The following is a 17,174-nucleotide window of genomic DNA, read 5'->3' on the forward strand; positions in this document are numbered from 1 at the left end:
TTGTTCACTTTGTCTATCGTTTATTTGTTAACTTTTCATGCCTATCTTAACAAAAAAAAGATAGCCAAAACTGCGCTTTTTACCTACCGCAGTTTTGGCTATTGATTGCTTATGATGAACTGATATTGATAATATAACTTTATTTTTTCGGTTCGACCTCAAGCTTCAGCACTCTGGCAAAGTATTTTGCCGTGCTCGCCTGAAATGTTAGCGTGATAATAATCGCAATTGAAGTGACTGCGGATATCAGCTGGGCATTTGGAATATTCATCGTGATCAGCATGCCTGCCAATGCGGCGGGAATCACGCCCGTTTCTCTTGTCCAGCATAAATAAGCGATTTCCCTGATATTCCACTTTGCTTTTCGGTCCAGAGGTACCGTGAGCAGAACCGAGATCGGTCGTGCCAGAAAGACAAAAGCCAGAATCACCAGCAGTGCCTGTACCCAGTACTGCGAAATGATCACGAAATTCATTTGAATTCCCAGCAGCATGAAGATCAGCATCCTGATTAAGGATATCGTCACATCCTTGAATTTTTCATGCTTCTCATGACCTTCTTCATGCACCTTTAGGTTGAACATGCGTTTGTTTCCGCAGATCATACCAACGGTGAATGCTGCCATAAAGCCGCTGACTCCAATCGACTCTGACAGGACATAAGCCGCCAAAACAGCAGCTATCGCCATCTCAGCCGTAAATCCCCGAAACCGTCCGAATTTGCCTTCGCAGACAAGCAGGTTTCCAACATAACCGATGATTGCCCCAACCAGGACTCCTCCGCCGGCCGTCTTCAGCAGATCCAGAAGACTGCCTCCAATTGAAAAACCGCCTCCGGCCGCTATTCCAACAATCGCAAAGGTAATGATGGCTCCCGCGGCATCATTGAATGCCGATTCCGAGATAATGGTCTGCTTCAATTTAGGGCTGATGTTCATGTTTTTAAACAAAGGCACCAGCACGGAAGGATCTGTTGACGCAATGACCGCACCCAGCAGCAAGGCATAGATAAAATCGATGTTGAGTATCTTCCAGGCAAAGAAGCCGGTAACAACCGCAGAAATAAGCACGCCGACAGTCGCCAATAACCCGATGGTTACCTTTACTTCATTTAATACCTTGAGCTCAATTTCTCTGCCGCCGTCAAACAGTATGTAAGCCGCACCAAACGATAAAATCAGCTGATTGATTACCGCATATTCACTAAAATCAATGATGTTCAAAACCGTTGGTCCTACAATGATACCCGCCGCAATGTACAGCACGACATCTGGTATGTGTATCCGCTTGCTCACTTGCGTTAAAACAATACCAAGAAAAGTAATGATTGCCAAAATCCGCATCAGATTGTCTGCCAGTTCTACAACATTTCCCGCCACTACAGGTCACCTCTTAATTGTATTTTATGCTTAAATTATACCTTACGATAAAACATATCTCAATGATCTATTTTACTGTTGACAAACAAGTATGAGCATCCTCCTGTATAATAGAAATCTAATGCCACACTATTTAATAGCCTAAAAAAGGATCATGCCAAACCAGGTAACGACGTTATAACCATTGAAAAATGACAGGTTATGCTTTTCACATATGTCTGTCACACTGATTGTCTGGCTTTCAATACAGGGATACATTTTATCTAAATGCCGACAGGCTTGATCCGGGTATGCACATTTTTCACATAGAGCACACGATTCTGCCGTAAGAATAAGGATATCGTCATTTTCACTAAAAACATTTTTCTTTATTTGGTTTACAATCTGAATATGTTCTCCTCTGGTTGAAAGCATTTCATCCATATTGAGAATGTCACTGACTTCAGATATGGTGCTGAAAATAAAGGCGTGATCGTAACTTGTACACCGGCCTTTACATTCATCCAGGGTTCCAACCGCCGGAGGGCAGGACCACGATTTGCCATATTGCGGACATTCATTTTTACAGATAGTTCTCACCGCCTGATGAAAATTGAGTTCAGCGGGATCAAAAAATGCATACTCAACTATCGGATATTCCGTAATTTTCTTTTCAATTTCTTCTTTTGTAATCATCTATTCGTTAACCTCATCAGTAAATTTTATTGTAAAATCAAAAGAACCCGCCACTCTCATAGCAGGTCGCTCTTACCTCATATTTGATTCATAATCCTGGTAATAGAGAAAGTCATCTTCAAGATGGCTACCACTTCAATATCAATTAACCTTGATTTTACAAGCCACGCCTCACTCGACAATCCTTCCCGTTTCCGATGTGTCGTAATTAAGGATATTTTGAAGGTCCATTTTAAATGATTCTGAAGTTACTATTTCAATAACCGTTTTGTACGGCTGCTTATCAGCATCAGACAATCTTATTACAAGATCATAACATTCTGTTTGCAGAGGAATGAATTCAACCCCTTGAATATTCATGCAGCCTGTTTCACTGCCAATCCCCACATCAGCTCCGCCACGAGACACAATATTTGCTACTGCAAGATGCGACTTGCATTCACGAAAGTACCCCTCAATTTTTTCGCCATCGATACCCTCAAGCCGAAGTTTTTCATCCAATAAAATTCGAGTTCCGCTACCCTTCTCTCTATTTACAATTGTAAGATCCGAACGCTTTAAGTCCTTCCAATTATTAATGTTTTTAGGGTTATTTCTTTGCACATAAAGCCCTTGTTGTCGCTTTCCTATTCTCATGATTAAAGCTGGTATACCTGGCATCATTTTTTTTATATATGAAATATTATAATCATTAACCTCACCATCCCACATATGAGCGGTTACTAGATTCACTTTCCCTTGATAAAGAGCATAAATGCCGTTATAACTGCTTAAATAAGAACGATAAATTTGAAGTGAATCGTTTCTATTGTTCAAGTGATTGATTAATACATCCAGCGAAATATCCTGTCCACAAATGATGAATCCATTATTACCTCGAATCGTCTCATTCATGTTTTGATTTAATGTTCGATTATTGCTTTCCTCCACCGGAATATTACTTTTTTTCGAAGCTTTTTCCCGATTTGTATCAATATTCATCGTTCTTTTTAAATAGGATTCAACCTCATCTCTCGAAATTCTAACTTGTTTACCTACCTTTGATGAAGACAATTCTCCCCGTTTTATAAGCGCGTATACAGTATTTCTGGCAATTTTTAATATGTCGGCAACTTCCTGTGCGCTTAGCAAATCTTTTTCCACTTCTTATGCCCCCAAAATATTTGAAATAAATTATTTGTCAGCAAACTACATTCAAAATAATCTTTTTTGAATTTTATCACATCCTCATTTTCTTTACAATGGCTGGACAAATGAATTTCTAAAAAGAAATATACTCGATCCTACTAATTAAGGATGAATCGTCTAAAAACAACTAATCAGTTAATGAATACTTTTTTACCATGTGATAAATGTGACAAACGTTAAAATAGCGAATTAAAAAGCTGAAAACGTGTAACAAAAATATTTAATCAAAACGTATTGACAATTCATTTTGATCGTATTAGAATACATAAACAAGAGCAAAACAAAACGAAACATAATCAAACGTAATAAAAGCGAATAATATATTTGTGAAATTATCCATATCCCGTTTTTACATCGTTAGGCTGAGTTATCATTTATCAAATGTGACAAACATAACATAAATGACGAACCTGAAAATTTTGTTCAAATCAAATATGATGGTAATGAACCATCCAAATTTATAAATAACAAAGAGGTTATTTGATTTCAGTTCATAGCTGAATTCAAGCAGCCTCTTTTTTATAATTTAAAAAGAAAGACTAATGAAGGTACAAGAAAATGAGAAAAATTGCAATTTATGGAAAAGGCGGCATTGGTAAATCCACAACCCAACAAAATACCGCAGCAGCCATGGCCCATTACTATGACAAAAAAGTGTTTATTCATGGATGTGATCCAAAAGCAGATTCAACACGACTCATTCTAGGTGGCCAACACCAGGAAACCTTAATGGATGTACTAAGAGAACATGGTGCTCAAAAGGTCACTAACGACAAAGTCATTAGTGAAGGATATTTGGGAATCCGCTGTGTAGAATCCGGAGGACCAGAACCAGGTGTCGGTTGTGCCGGCCGCGGTGTCATTACAGCCATTGACTTAATGGAAGCTAATGGAGCCTACACCGAAGATTTGGATTTCGTTTTCTTTGATGTACTTGGAGATGTCGTTTGCGGCGGTTTTGCAATGCCAATTCGAGATGGAAAAGCAGAAGAAGTTTATATTGTAGCTTCCGGCGAAATGATGGCCATCTATGCAGCCAACAACATCTGCAAAGGTCTTGTCAAATATGCAAAACAAAGCGGCGTCCGACTTGGCGGGATTATCTGCAACAGTCGTAAAGTTGATCGCGAACGAGAATTTCTGGAAGAATTCACCGCTGCCATTGGAACACAAATGATCCATTTTGTACCCCGAGACAATATTGTTCAAAAAGCAGAATTTAATAAAAAGACGGTCGTCGAATATGACGCAACCGAAAACCAGGCAAAAGAATACGGCATCCTTGCCAAAAAAATAATTGATAATAAAAACTTTGTTATTCCAAAACCTTTAACCATGGACGAACTGGAAGCAATGGTTGTTAAATATGGAATCGGCGATTAATTCGAAAGGAAAAAGGTGTTAAAAAATGAAAATGATACGAGCAATTATCCGACCGGAGGTCGCTGATACAATCGCGGATGGTCTTGCAGCAGCAGGTTTTATTTCATTGACCAAAAGCAGCGTTTTTGGTCGCGGTAAGCAAAAAGGCATAACCGTGGGAACCACCCACTATGACGAATTGCCAAAAACATCAATCATGCTTGTTGTTGAAGATGAAAATGTAGATGAGGTCATAAAACTGATTAAATGCAAGGCTTACACCGGCAACTTTGGTGATGGAAAGATCTTTATCACCCCCGTTGAAAGAGTCGTCGCGGTTCGTACCGGCGATACCGAGCTTTAGGTGATATGATGAAGGAAATAATTGCAATCATCCGCCCTAAAAAAGTAGGCGCCACAAAGAATGCCCTTGACAAATTAGGATACCCGGCGATGACCGCCATCCCCGTTCTCGGCCGGGGCAAGCAACGGGGACTCATTGGGGAAATCAATATTGAAATAAGACCAGGTATACTGGAACAACCCCGAGTCATGAAATACATCCCCAAACGTCAGTTTTCAATTATAATCAATGACGCCGATGTCGATCAAGTACTATCGGCCATTATAGACATTAATCAAACGTCACAATTTGGAGACGGTAAAATTTTCGTTTGTCCCGTTGATAATATTGTCCGAGTCCGAACGGATGAAGAAGGCGAAGCCGCCATCAATTAAAAACTAATCCATTATTAAGGAGGAATTAAACCATGCCTTATCATTTATTTAAATGCAGTGAATCTATACCTGAACGTGAAAAACATTCTGTTATAAAAGGACCCGGGGAAGACATTACTTCAGCTCTTCCCCTTGGCTATCTCAATACAATTCCCGGATCACTTTCTGAGCGAGGCTGTGCCTACTGCGGTGCAAAGCATGTAATAGGCACCCCAATGAAAGATGTCATCCATATGAGTCATGGCCCAATCGGCTGTACTTATGATACCTGGCAGACAAAACGCTATATCAGTGATAATGATAACTTTCAATTAAAATACACCTTCGCCACCGATATGAAAGAACAAAACATCGTATTTGGCGCCGAGAAGATGTTGAAAAAAAATATTCTGGAAGCTTTTAAAGCTTTTCCGACAATGAAAAGAATGACTATTTACCAAACCTGTGCTTCCGCACTAATCGGAGATGATATCGGTGCGATTGCTGATGAAATAATGGAAGAAATGCCGGATGTAGATATTTTCGTCTGTAATTCCCCCGGATTTGGGGGACCCAGTCAATCAGGAGGTCATCATAAAATAAATATCGCCTGGATGAACCAGAAAGTCGGTACCGTTGAACCAGAAATCACCAGTGATTATGTCATCAACTATGTGGGTGAATACAATATCCAGGGTGATCAGGAAGTCATGCAGGATTTCTTCAAACGGATGGGAATCCAAATTCTTTCAACCTTTACCGGAAATGGTTCCTATGATGATTTACGAGGGATGCACCGAGCGCAACTCAATGTTTTGGAATGTGCCCGATCTGCTGAATATATCTGTAACGAGTTAAGGGTAAGATATGGCATTCCGCGTCTTGACATTGATGGATTCGGATTTGAACCACTGTCATCATCGCTTAGAAAAGTCGCCATGTTTTTCGGAATCGAAGACAGAGCCGAAGCCATTATTACTGAAGAAACAGCAAGATGGAAGCCCGAACTGGATTGGTACAAAGCAAGACTGACTCACAAAAAAGTATGTCTATGGCCGGGCGGATCAAAACTTTGGCATTGGGCAAATGTTCTTCATGAAGAAATGGGCATTGATATCGTATCCGTCTATACCAAATTTGGTCACCAACAAGATATGGAAAAAGGAATCTCCCGATGTGAAGAAGGCGCACTTGCCATTGATGATCCAAATGAACTTGAAAATATGGAAGCCATGGAAACCCTTGAACCGGATATCATTTTAACCGGAAAGCGGCCTGGTGAAGTTGCCAAAAAAGTTCGCGTCCCCTACCTCAATGCCCACGCCTATCATAATGGGCCCTGGAAAGGCTATGAAGGTTGGGTACGATTTGCCCGGGATATTTACAACGGTATCTATTCACCAATTCACAAATTATCTCTCTTGGATATCAGTAAGGATGAAATTCCAACCGATGTTGGTTTTGAAACCCAACGGATGCTTTCTGATGTCAATCTAAGCGATGAAGTGAAAAATTCCACAATACTGAGAGAGTATACCGGTGAATATGATTGCATAAAAGGTCTGAGAGATAAAATATATCCAGAATACTTGACAAAAAAAGTTTCTGAAGCAGTCTGATGGAGGGAATGATAATGGATGATTTGACAAAAGACCGCGTCGAACAATTAATTGATTGTATTATGAAAAAGTGTTTATGGCAGTTTCATTCCCGAACCTGGGATCGAGAAAGACAAAATGAAAATATTCTCAGAATGACAACCCAAATTCTGTGCGATGAAGCGTTCGATGCTAAAACGCTTGAAGATAAATGTTATTGGGTAGATGCCGTTTGTCTGGCAGATGATTACAAAAAAAAATTTACCTGGTTGTTAGGAATAGAGAAATCCGAAATTAAGCTGATCATGCAAGAAGTAAAAAACCGTTTGGATTATCTGACAATTACCGGATCACTTAATGAAGAATTAAATGATCCACTTTATTAGAAAAGGAGTGATATGATGTATTGTGAAGTTAACGAGAAAGAACGAACAGGTGTAATCAATCCGATTTTCACCTGTCAGCCCTGCGGGGCACAGTATGCCAGCATTGGCATCAAGGAATGCATCGGGATTGTTCATGGGGGTCAGGGCTGCGTTATGTTTGTCCGTTTGTTGTTTTCCCAACATTTTAAGGAAAGCTTCGAAATTGCCTCTTCATCGGTTCACGAAGATGGCGCGATATTTGGTGCTTTAGACCGTGTTGAACAAGCAGTAGACGTTCTTTTAATGCGATATCCAAACGTTAAAGTCATTCCCATAATTTCAACTTGTTCAACCGAAGTAATTGGCGATGATATTGACGGCGTAGTCATCAAGTTGAATGAAACACTCCTGCCTGAAAAATATCCTGGCCGGGAAGTCCATCTGATCCCCATCCATACCCCCAGTTTTGTCGGAAGTATGGTCAGTGGTTACGATTTGGCCGTAAAAGATTTTGTCAGCTATTTCGCTAAAAAAGGCGAATCAAACAACAAAATTAATTTAATCACCGGTTGGGTTAATCCCGGAGATGTAACAGCTTTAAAACATTTACTCTCTGAAATGGATGTTGATGCAAATGTACTCTTTGAAATTGAAGCTTTTGATTCTCCCCTTATGCCAAGCGGCAACCACGTTTCGCATGGTGATACGACCGTAGAAGATTTAATAGATACCGCTAATGCCATCGGGACAATCGCTCTGAATCGCTATGAAGGCGGTAAAACAGCCGAATATCTTCAAAAGGAATTTGACATTCCCATGATCATCGGACCAACCCCCATTGGAATAAGAAATACGGATACTTTTTTGAAAAATCTCAGCGAGATGACCGGCAAGCCGATACCAGAATCATTGGTTCGGGAAAGAGGCATTGCTCTTGACGCCATCACGGATGTGACCCATATGTTTTTGGCTGATAAAAAAGTAGCCATCTATGGAAATCCAGATTTAGTCATTGGACTTGCGCAATTCTGTTTGGATATGGAAATGAAACCCGTGCTTCTTTTACTGGGCGATGATAACCCCAATTATAAAGATGATCCACGAATTCAGGAATTTGAAAAAAATCTTGATTACAAAATGGAAATAATCACAAATGCAGATTTATGGGAATTGGAAAACCGGATTAAAAACGATGGTTTGGAAGTCGATCTGATTCTTGGCCATTCGAAAGGGCGATTTACTGCCATGGACAATAATATTCCAATGGTTCGTGTCGGCTTCCCTGTTTATGACCGTGCTGGCATGTACCGATATCCTGTTGTTGGCTATGCCGGTGCCATGTGGCTCGCCGAAACAATTGCTAATACCTGGTTTGTAGATATGGAATATAAGAAAAACCGGGAAACAATATTAAATGTCTGGTAGTATCAACACTGTTATTGTCTCTATTTAAAAAATCACTGAATTCATGAAAGGGTGATATCATGTTTAACCAAATAAAATATGAAATTCAAGGTATAACAAGTTCCATAACCTATGAGAATGGTAATATCAAGGATTGCAGAGTAAATAAACCGAATGTTCTCCATACAAACTACGGTGATTTTACACCTCGCTTTTCACATCCCGACGAACGAAAGAAGGATACTAAAGCATTGTCCTTCTATGAAAACGGAAATATAAAAAGCATTGCATTGGAAGAACGAAAAAAGGTGGAAACACCAATCGGGGCCATAAAAGCTGAGTTGATCACCTTTCATGAAAACGGCTCTATTGACAGCCTTTTTCCATCTAATGGTCAAATTGGTTTTGGCTGGTCTATGGAAGACGAAACTAAACTCACCGAAAAATATGATTTTCAATTTCCTTTCGGAGAATTTTCCGCAAGAATTATAGCTGTTCGTTTTTATGAAAGCGGACAGTTAAGCAGCCTAATCCTATGGCCGGGAGAAATAGTTGAAATTGCGACGCCAATCGGAATAATTCCCATTCGAATCGGATTTAAGCTCTATGAAAATGGCTTGTTAGAATCAGTTGAACCCGCCCATCCAATCATAGTCAATACCCCCATTGGAAATGTGACCGCCTTTGACTACACCGCTTTGGGTATGGATGCCGATTTCAATTCAATCCATTTTGATGAAAAAGGTAATTTATCCGGTGTTTTTACTAATAGCGATTTCGCAATAAAAAATTTAAACACCAACAAACGCGAAAATATTTTTCAATATTTGCGTTTAGATATGCTCAGTGACAACTTTCTAAAAGTCCCTACCGTGATCCAATTTGAAAAAGATACCGTTGTTTTTGATACTAACGAAAATACGACTTCTTATAAAATCAGCGAATGTGAGTTCTTAATCTTATATGATGGGAAATTCGAAGATAACGCCTGCAGTCCAAATGACTGTTCAGAGTGTATCGGATGTTAGGGAGGATGTTATGGATATAGCAGTTCTTGTTAATGCTTCGGGAAAATCATCTGTATTCAATGAAAATGGTATCATTAAAGTTTATTCAAAAAATACGCAAGGCTGGAATTTGACTAGAGAAAAAGTCTACTCCATCGACCACTTAGAAAACGGAAATGGTTTAAGAGATTATATGAATGAAATTGGTCTCTGGTTGAATAGTTGCAAGGTTCTCGTTGTTAAACGAATCCGCGGCATTCATTATCTGGCTCTTGAACATTTCCAAATATCAATGTTAGAAATCGAAGGCTATCCTGAAGAGTTTTTAGAATATATCCAGGATTGTGAGAAACACCAGCGCACTGAGGAAAAAGTTCCTTTAGAAGCAATTGCTATTTTCGAACAACATCCTGGTTATTTTTACATTGATTTACAAGACGTCATGTCTGGAAAGACATCGTATAATTCCAAACAAATATTACTGCCATTTTTTAAAGAAAAAGCATTCACTCAACTTGAGATTGTTTGCGCACATATTCCAAAATGGTTTGAAAAGGAGCTTCCTCTTTTAGGTTTAAAATATAATAGCGGTGAATCCGGTCGTTGCCTAAAGGTCCAAGTCTCTAAAGTTTAATATATAGAAAACTAATTATGCTTATAATATTTATTATTATAAAATACCTCCAGTTAACGGGATTAGTTCAAGATCAATCATGCATTCGATACATATCTTTGCGATTTGTATATGTATTGAATGAAAATCTCCGAGCTAATCCATTTATTTTTTTTGTTCACAGTTCTCATAATTACAAGCCACATAAATACATAAATAATTATTGGAAAATACCTCCGATTGTATTTTATTATCAGAGTTTTAATTTCAACAAGTTTTTTCACATAAAAAAAGTGCACCTTCAAACGTCCGGTTTTCATCTAACATTTGGGGTGCGCTTTTTTATCTGGTTATTTTATCCCTTTTTTCTTTTCAAAAATCCTAAATTTTAAAATTAATCAACCATCAACATTACAGAGGTTGCTTTGATTACTGCTGTTGCATCAGAACCGACGGTTAGACCTAATTCTTTAATTGATGCCAATGAAATAGTAGATGAAACAATATTTCCATTTCCAATATCAATTTTTACAATACCGTTCACAGCGCCTTCTTCAATACTGACAACTTTGCCTTTTAGTTGATTTCTTGCACTTAGTTTCATAATAGCCTCCTGATTTAAATTTAATAAGACAATCATTCAGATTATCTTTTGTTATTTATATTGAAACATATTAAACTTAATAATTCCTTAATTTTTTCTTCTTTTTTCTTTTAATATCTATCTTTGTTCTCAAGCAAATGGCTTTTTAAAGCTATTTATTGAATTTCTTCTATTGTTTAAAATTCAATAACCATTCAGATTATCCGTATTTTTTATTTTCAATGATTGTTTCATTTTGATCATTTTAATATCTTTTAACTGCGTTTCACTATGATTGATTGCAATTGGTTATATCTAACTATGTTTAATTAGGTTAAGTTTGTTTTAAAAATTCTGATTTTGTATCGAGACAAGCATCCACATTACAAATAATCTTAATGCCAATGAAAAATGTTATTGAGTTCTATTTTTGTGATTTTTATTTAACTTACTATTGTATATTTCATCCAGATCAATTAAACTATATAGAAAGCGTTTATCTTTTGTTTTTGTTGAGTTATGACTTACCATTTTATAAAAGATGGCGCTCTTTTTTATTTTAATAATCATCATTTTCTGTCCAACAACATCGTGTAATAAACAATTCAATTCTAAAAACGAGAAAATCACAAATTCTGTATTTTAAAAAAAAATTCCAGGATTTATCTGAATCATAAGTAAAAGCAAACGAATTTTCAACTAACTAAAACGATTAGACGAGGAGATATCCTATGACTAACAAAATCTGCAATCCAACAAATGATGAAATAACGAAAATGCCTCTGGGTACAAAAATAAATGAATTTGAAGAGAAAGAAACATCGATAACAGCGTTAATCATTGCTAAAGAACAAGCAGAAGCGAAAAATGTCGTCATGATTAAAGAATTAGAGCACTACCGTAATTTTTTCAAAATCAGCCTGGATATTTTTTTAACAGTAGGCCCGGATGGCATGATCACAGATGTTAATATGGCTGCTGAAAATGCCGTGGGGATACCGAGAGAAAAGCTGATTGGGAAAGAAATTTCAACGTATGTTACCGATTCTCATAAAGTGCAAGCTGGACATCAACAAATAATACGAGAAGGTGTAATCGTTGATCATGAGCTTAATCTCAAACATGTTAATGGAGCCACTACTCCCTTTTTATTTAATGCATCCTCATACAAAGATAGTGACGGAAAAATAGTCGGCGTGTTTGCTGCTGGAAGAAATATTACCGCTACCCGGAAAGCTGAAGATGATCTAACCCACCTAAAGAATAATCTTACCCAATTAGTCAAACAACGGGCGGAAGAGCTAATCCTTGTCAATAAAGAGCTTGCTTTTCAAAATGAAGAGAAAAAGAAACGAGCTGCTGAGTTGATTATTGCCAATAAAGAACTCACCTTTCAAAATGAAGAAAAAGCGGACCGGGCTGCTGAGTTGATTATTGCTGATAAGGAGCTTGCCTTTCAAAGTGAAGAAAAGGCGGACCGGGCCGCTGAATTAGTTATTGCTGATAAAGAACTCGCCTTTCAAAGTGAAGAGAAAGCCGACCGAGCCGCTGAGTTGATCATTGCCAATAAAGAGCTTGCCTTTCAAACCGAAGAGAAAGCCGACCGGGCCGCCGAGTTAATTATTGCTGATAAAGAGCTCGCCTTTCAAAGTGAAGAGAAAGCCGACCGGGCTGCTGAGTTAATCATTGCTAATAAAGAGCTTGCCTTTCAAAATGAAGAAAAAGATAAAAGAGCATCTGAGTTAATCATTGCCAATAAGGAGCTTGCCTTTCAAAGTGAAGAGAAAGCCGACCGGGCCGCCGAGTTAATCATTGCCAATAAAGAGCTTGCCTTTCAAAATGAAGAAAAAGATAAAAGAGCCGCCGAATTAGTACATGCTAATGAAAAGCTTGCCTGTCAAAAAGAAAAAATAGAAAAATTTAATAATCAATTAGAATGTCGGGTAATAGAAAGAACGGCAGAACTTGAATCTCTGAATAAAGAATTAGAAGCCTTTTCATATTCCATGTCTCATGACTTAAAGGCACCTTTAAGGCATATAGCTGGATATATTTCACTTTTGATCAAGAAATATGGCAGCTTATTTCCTAAAGAAGGCGAACATTATCTGGATATGATTTCTTTTTCTGTCGAAAATATGAATGAATTAATTGAAGGACTACTCCATTTTTCAAGAAGTGGCAGAATCGATATGAATAAAAAGATTCTAAACATGAATGAAATAGTGAACACTTTGATTCAGCCTATCAAAGAGCAGGAAATTGAACGCAAAATAGAATTTAATATTGAACCGATGCCTTTAGCTTTTGGAGATCTTGAAATGATGAAGTCTGTGTGGGCTAATCTTATCGAAAATGCCGTCAAATTTACTAGAAAAGAAGATTTTACAAAAATAGTTATTGGGGCAAATGAAGAAAAGGATGAAAATATTTACTATATTAAAGACAACGGAGTTGGTTTTGACATGAACTACTCATCAAAATTATTTACTGTTTTTCAACGCTTGCATTTACGTAAGGACTATGAAGGTACCGGAATAGGATTAGCAACTGTTAAAAGAGTTATCACAAGACATGGTGGAAAAATATGGGCTGAAAGTAAAGTTGGAGAAGGTGCAAGCTTTTATTTCTCACTGATTAATAGAAAGGGAAATGAAAAGACATGGAAATGAAAACAATTCTTTATGTTGACGACAACCCGTTAGATATCGAACTAACTCTGGAAGCGATAAAAGAAAATCAAATTTTAAATCCGATAATTGTGGCTAATGATGGATTAGAAGCATTAGCGTATTTAAAGTCAGAGGGGATCTATGCGAAACGAAAGCCCGGAAATCCATGTATGGTTTTGCTTGATTTGAAAATGCCAAGAATGGATGGCCTTGAATTTTTGGCTATTGTTAAAAAGGCTGAAAATTATAAACGCATACCTGTTATTCTACTTACCTCCTCTCGAGAGGAAAGTGATTTAATCAAAGGGTATAATCTCGGCGTAAATGCCTATGTTGTAAAGCCACTTGATTTTCTGGCATTAATTGAGGTCGTAAAACAGATTGGAATATTTTGGGCAATTATTAACGAATTGCCGTCGGAATAAGGTGATAGTATGAATAAGAAATGTTATTTGAAAATACTTGCATTAGAAGATTCACCAATGGATGCTGAACTGATCGTTGAGTGTTTAAATGAAAACTATGAAGCAGAAATTAAAATGGATGTTGTTGCGAAAGAAAGAGATTTTGTTTCAGCACTATCTTCAAGAAAATATGATGTGATTTTAGCTGACTTTATGTTGCCTGATTTTAATGGGTTTGCAGCATTAACCCATGTGAAAAGAATATGCCCGAATATACCATTTATTTGCGTCTCCGGATTTATTGGTGAGGAAACCGCGGTAGAACTTCTGAAGCAAGGCGCCACAGATTATGTTTCGAAAGATAAACTGGGTCGATTGGTGCATTCGATCGAAAGAGCTTTAAAAGAATCAAAAGAAAATGAGCAGAATGAAAAAATGGCAATGGAATTACTTGAGACCAATGTCTATCTTAAAAATAGTTTGGCAAGTTTTCAACAATTAACTGAAGCGGTAATTAATACAATCGCATTAATTGTTGAAAAAAGAGATCCTTATACGGCCGGTCATCAGGAAAGGGTGAGTAAACTCGCCTGTGCAATTGCAGTGGAAATAGGATATGATACCTCATTTGTGGAAGGAATTCGAATAGCAGGCTTATTGCATGATATTGGGAAGATTGCAATACCAATAGAAATTTTATGTAAACCCGGACAGCTCAGTGAAGATGAGTTTCGTTTGATTAAAATTCATCCAAAAGTAAGTTACGAAGTGTTAAAGGAAATTGAATTTAATCGACCTATTGCCGATATCGTTCTGGGACACCATGAAAGACTGGATGGCAGTGGGTATCCAAATGGATTAAAAGGTGATGCCATATCAATCGATACAAGAATTCTTTCAGTAGCCGATGTCGTGGAAGCAATGGTTTCATATCGGCCCTATCGACCTGCACTCGGCTTAAACTGTGCCTTAGCTGAGATAAATAAAAATAGCGGCAACTATTATGACAAAGTTGTTGTCGATACCTGTACTAGGCTCTGTTCCAATGGGAATTTTAAATTTTAGCATCATTAATCTGCATAAAAAACAGCTGTTGTAGTTTAACATCACAACAGCTGTTTATTTCATTTCTAATTATGAAACCTCTTTTGGCGGTTCAGTACTTGCCATCGGAACAACCGGTTCTTTTTCCAGTTCCTGTTCCATTCCCCTTATGATCGATTCTTTTATCTTTTTAGCCCGGGGGTCATCCACTTTACCTTCCGGATTGAGTTTAACACCCAGCTTTTCACTGATCAGAAGATCAATCAGCATTTCAAAAGCGTTGAATGAGCTGTTCTGGCCTTCTTTCCCGCCCATACTCATAACGGTTTTGGGAACAATGTCGATTTTCGCCTTTTCGATTGCTGATGTGAACTTGGTCATTACATCCTGAACAACCTGATATTCCGGGCCGCCGTAAGCTTTAACCTGTTCTTCAATAGCAATGGCCTTACCAATTCCAACCCTCGCTTCTTTCTCGGCTTCCGCCTCAGCCAGGGCTTTTATTTTAGCCGCTTCCTGGAGCGAACGCTGATAATCCGCTTTACCCACATTGCTCTGAATCTGAATGTTGATATCCGACTCGGTGAGCAGTTTCTGCTGCATGGCCTTGGATTCAGCTTCTCTTAATTCCTTTTCTTTGCCGGCAGCTTTTTCCTGCTGGGTATAGGTCTCAATTTCTTCGATGGCAATCTGTCTTGACCGGAGTTGCGTTAAAATGATCTCGATCTTATCGTCAGTGGCAGATGCCGCTGGCGTCCCAATGAGAACCTCCTCTAGTTCCAGATTATAATGTTCAAATTTTGCCTTCATCTCACTGGATGAAATTCGCTGAATTTCATTTCTATCCTGAATCAGCTGAATTAAGGTTTTAGTCTGACCGATATTTTTGAAATAAGCGGATACCATCGGATCCAATGTCTGATCCACCAGCATTTTTACATCACCAAAGCGCTGAATCACAAGCGGTGCTTTCCGATAATCAATGTGCATGACCACAGATAAAGGTAAAGACGGTTCAAAAGCATCCTTGGTAATCAGACTGACTTCTTTCAAATTTTCATCAAATTTATGAAAGCCGGTCTGGTTGCTGATCCATTTCAGAATAATATTCGTTGTGGGAATCCACTTGATTTTTCCAGCATAGGTATTGAACGCATATTTACCAGGCATCAACGGTTCTCTCCAAACACCTCTGAACCCTTTTTCAACCAACTCGCCATGTTTATAGTCTTCGCCGGTTGAGTCCACACCTTTTGGGCCAATATAGGATACGACCACTCCGACATAACCAACATCGATAATCGTTTTATCGATTAATTCTACGGTTGCAAAAAATCGATTGATAAAGTAGGTGCCTTCCACCAGAACCTGATACTGCCGTCCTCTAAAGCCTCCAGCTTTAAGGAATTTTTCCGGATCCTGAAAATTGTTATGATATATTTCCGGATGGGCAGGATCGTTGCCAACCGCCGGAGCGATAATGTCATCCATTGTTAAAGAAAGGCCATCATGGATCGTCACAATCCCCACCTTGTCATCTGTGCCTTTTATGACAATGGGAGTAAAACCATTTCGGTCTTTTAACAAAGCTGCCATATTCATAATGGTCGCTTCTTCAGCCTTTGTACCCATGGACTGATAATAGATCTTATCCTCGGTGATGATAATAAACTGGGCCAGATTAAAGGCATAAGTTCCTTCTCTGATGATTCCTCGCTGGGGACCCCTTTGTCCGCCGTTAAGCAAAAAACCTCGGGCATCCTGAAAATTGTTGCATTCGGGAATGATTTTAGCCAATGTCTGGATGGGCTCCAGCGGCTGCCCGTCTCTGGCAAATACATATGCAATCTGTCCCTGGGGAACGGTAACCAGGGGAGAAATATGTACCTTATACATCAACGGTGTCAAAAAATGAATTCCCCCTCGAATGACCTGGGGCTGATAACCCGCTTCGCCATTCAAAGCAATGATCTGCATATCAAGAGAACCTTTCCGTGACCACCATTTCTCGATGACGGCAATTTTATTGTTTGAAACGATCCGCAATCCGATCAGCCATAAGAAAAGAACAATGCCGATTAATATTAACAGAATAATCACGAACATGGAAAACAACTGCATCTCTTTCACCTCATTTCATTTAAGCGTTTCTGATAACTTACCC

At 38.4% G+C, this 17,174-nt stretch carries 16 protein-coding genes; 11 read left to right on the plus strand and 5 right to left on the minus strand.

Going from position 1 to position 17,174, the window contains the following annotated elements; genetic code table 11:
* Positions 1 to 139: 139 nt before the first annotated feature.
* The 3 genes from FZC41_RS04045 to FZC41_RS04055 all read right to left on the minus strand — a co-directional run bounded on the left by FZC41_RS04045 (position 140) and on the right by FZC41_RS04055 (position 3,196).
* Positions 140 to 1,378, minus strand: coding sequence for a cation:proton antiporter (locus tag FZC41_RS04045; RefSeq protein WP_186855159.1), 1,239 nt, complete (start codon positions 1,376 to 1,378; stop codon positions 140 to 142).
* A gap of 141 nt (positions 1,379 to 1,519) precedes the next feature.
* Positions 1,520 to 2,053, minus strand: coding sequence for a DUF2284 domain-containing protein (locus FZC41_RS04050; RefSeq protein ID WP_207725052.1), 534 nt, complete (start codon positions 2,051 to 2,053; stop codon positions 1,520 to 1,522).
* A gap of 171 nt (positions 2,054 to 2,224) precedes the next feature.
* Positions 2,225 to 3,196 (minus strand): helix-turn-helix transcriptional regulator, encoded by a 972-nt coding sequence (locus FZC41_RS04055; protein WP_148566118.1) that lies wholly within the window; start codon positions 3,194 to 3,196, stop codon positions 2,225 to 2,227.
* 603 nt (positions 3,197 to 3,799) lie between these two features.
* Here FZC41_RS04055 and nifH point away from each other — a divergent pair.
* From nifH to FZC41_RS04095, 8 genes are read left to right on the plus strand one after another with little or no spacing between them, the layout of a single operon-like run.
* Entirely contained in the window at positions 3,800 to 4,624 is an 825-nt protein-coding gene (gene nifH, locus FZC41_RS04060) for a nitrogenase iron protein (protein WP_148566119.1), read from the plus strand.
* Positions 4,625 to 4,649: 25 nt separating this feature from the next.
* Positions 4,650 to 4,967, plus strand: coding sequence for a P-II family nitrogen regulator (locus tag FZC41_RS04065; protein ID WP_148566120.1), 318 nt, complete (start codon positions 4,650 to 4,652; stop codon positions 4,965 to 4,967).
* A 5-nt stretch (positions 4,968 to 4,972) separates the two neighbouring features.
* A complete protein-coding gene (locus FZC41_RS04070) occupies positions 4,973 to 5,341 on the plus strand; it encodes a P-II family nitrogen regulator (RefSeq protein ID WP_311135827.1) in 369 nt (122 codons plus the stop codon).
* Between the two features lie 32 nt (positions 5,342 to 5,373).
* Positions 5,374 to 6,939 (plus strand): nitrogenase iron-iron protein, alpha chain, encoded by a 1,566-nt coding sequence (gene anfD, locus FZC41_RS04075; protein ID WP_148566122.1) that lies wholly within the window; start codon positions 5,374 to 5,376, stop codon positions 6,937 to 6,939.
* 14 nt (positions 6,940 to 6,953) lie between these two features.
* Positions 6,954 to 7,304 carry a Fe-only nitrogenase subunit delta gene (gene anfG / locus FZC41_RS04080; protein ID WP_148566123.1) on the plus strand — a complete coding sequence of 117 codons (351 nt, stop codon included), beginning with the start codon at positions 6,954 to 6,956 and terminating at the stop codon, positions 7,302 to 7,304.
* 15 nt (positions 7,305 to 7,319) lie between these two features.
* Entirely contained in the window at positions 7,320 to 8,708 is a 1,389-nt protein-coding gene (gene anfK, locus FZC41_RS04085) for a Fe-only nitrogenase subunit beta (protein WP_148566304.1), read from the plus strand.
* Between the two features lie 59 nt (positions 8,709 to 8,767).
* Complete coding sequence (locus tag FZC41_RS04090) at positions 8,768 to 9,715, plus strand: membrane-binding protein (RefSeq protein ID WP_148566124.1); 948 nt, start codon at positions 8,768 to 8,770, stop codon at positions 9,713 to 9,715.
* 10 nt (positions 9,716 to 9,725) lie between these two features.
* On the plus strand, positions 9,726 to 10,328 hold the full coding sequence (locus FZC41_RS04095) for a Fe-only nitrogenase accessory AnfO family protein (protein ID WP_170253837.1): 603 nt from the start codon (positions 9,726 to 9,728) through the stop codon (positions 10,326 to 10,328).
* Positions 10,329 to 10,701: 373 nt separating this feature from the next.
* On the opposite strand, the gene FZC41_RS04100 is transcribed toward FZC41_RS04095, so the two are convergent.
* Positions 10,702 to 10,911 (minus strand): TOBE domain-containing protein, encoded by a 210-nt coding sequence (locus FZC41_RS04100; protein WP_148566126.1) that lies wholly within the window; start codon positions 10,909 to 10,911, stop codon positions 10,702 to 10,704.
* 710 nt (positions 10,912 to 11,621) lie between these two features.
* Here FZC41_RS04100 and FZC41_RS04105 point away from each other — a divergent pair.
* The 3 genes from FZC41_RS04105 to FZC41_RS04115 are packed head-to-tail and all read left to right on the plus strand — an operon-like array spanning position 11,622 to position 15,031.
* Positions 11,622 to 13,562, plus strand: coding sequence for a PAS domain-containing sensor histidine kinase (locus FZC41_RS04105; RefSeq protein WP_148566127.1), 1,941 nt, complete (start codon positions 11,622 to 11,624; stop codon positions 13,560 to 13,562).
* Positions 13,559 to 13,987 (plus strand): response regulator, encoded by a 429-nt coding sequence (locus tag FZC41_RS04110; protein ID WP_148566128.1) that lies wholly within the window; start codon positions 13,559 to 13,561, stop codon positions 13,985 to 13,987. Before FZC41_RS04105 ends, FZC41_RS04110 begins: the two co-directional genes overlap by 4 nt.
* A gap of 9 nt (positions 13,988 to 13,996) precedes the next feature.
* A complete protein-coding gene (locus FZC41_RS04115; protein ID WP_148566129.1) occupies positions 13,997 to 15,031 on the plus strand; it encodes an HD-GYP domain-containing protein in 1,035 nt (344 codons plus the stop codon).
* A 69-nt stretch (positions 15,032 to 15,100) separates the two neighbouring features.
* On the opposite strand, the gene FZC41_RS04120 is transcribed toward FZC41_RS04115, so the two are convergent.
* The gene (locus tag FZC41_RS04120; protein WP_205737056.1) at positions 15,101 to 17,131 is read right to left on the minus strand and encodes an SPFH domain-containing protein; all 2,031 of its coding nucleotides are present in this window, start codon (positions 17,129 to 17,131) and stop codon (positions 15,101 to 15,103) included.
* Between the last annotated feature and the right edge of the window lie 43 nt (positions 17,132 to 17,174).

It is taken from the genome of Acetobacterium paludosum, assembly GCF_008086595.1.
GTDB lineage: Bacteria > Bacillota > Clostridia > Eubacteriales > Eubacteriaceae > Acetobacterium > Acetobacterium paludosum.

Coding starts and splice junctions, on each gene's coding strand:
- FZC41_RS04115 (WP_148566129.1), top strand. CDS start 13,997: ATGAATAAGAAATGTTATTTGAAAATACTTGCATTAGAAGATTCACCA.
- anfG (WP_148566123.1), top strand. CDS start 6,954: ATGGATGATTTGACAAAAGACCGCGTCGAACAATTAATTGATTGTATT.
- FZC41_RS04120 (WP_205737056.1), bottom strand. CDS start 17,131: ATGCAGTTGTTTTCCATGTTCGTGATTATTCTGTTAATATTAATCGGC.
- FZC41_RS04050 (WP_207725052.1), bottom strand. CDS start 2,053: ATGATTACAAAAGAAGAAATTGAAAAGAAAATTACGGAATATCCGATA.
- FZC41_RS04070 (WP_311135827.1), top strand. CDS start 4,973: ATGATGAAGGAAATAATTGCAATCATCCGCCCTAAAAAAGTAGGCGCC.
- FZC41_RS04090 (WP_148566124.1), top strand. CDS start 8,768: ATGTTTAACCAAATAAAATATGAAATTCAAGGTATAACAAGTTCCATA.
- nifH (WP_148566119.1), top strand. CDS start 3,800: ATGAGAAAAATTGCAATTTATGGAAAAGGCGGCATTGGTAAATCCACA.
- FZC41_RS04095 (WP_170253837.1), top strand. CDS start 9,726: ATGGATATAGCAGTTCTTGTTAATGCTTCGGGAAAATCATCTGTATTC.
- anfK (WP_148566304.1), top strand. CDS start 7,320: ATGTATTGTGAAGTTAACGAGAAAGAACGAACAGGTGTAATCAATCCG.
- FZC41_RS04105 (WP_148566127.1), top strand. CDS start 11,622: ATGACTAACAAAATCTGCAATCCAACAAATGATGAAATAACGAAAATG.
- FZC41_RS04110 (WP_148566128.1), top strand. CDS start 13,559: ATGAAAACAATTCTTTATGTTGACGACAACCCGTTAGATATCGAACTA.
- anfD (WP_148566122.1), top strand. CDS start 5,374: ATGCCTTATCATTTATTTAAATGCAGTGAATCTATACCTGAACGTGAA.
- FZC41_RS04100 (WP_148566126.1), bottom strand. CDS start 10,911: ATGAAACTAAGTGCAAGAAATCAACTAAAAGGCAAAGTTGTCAGTATT.
- FZC41_RS04065 (WP_148566120.1), top strand. CDS start 4,650: ATGAAAATGATACGAGCAATTATCCGACCGGAGGTCGCTGATACAATC.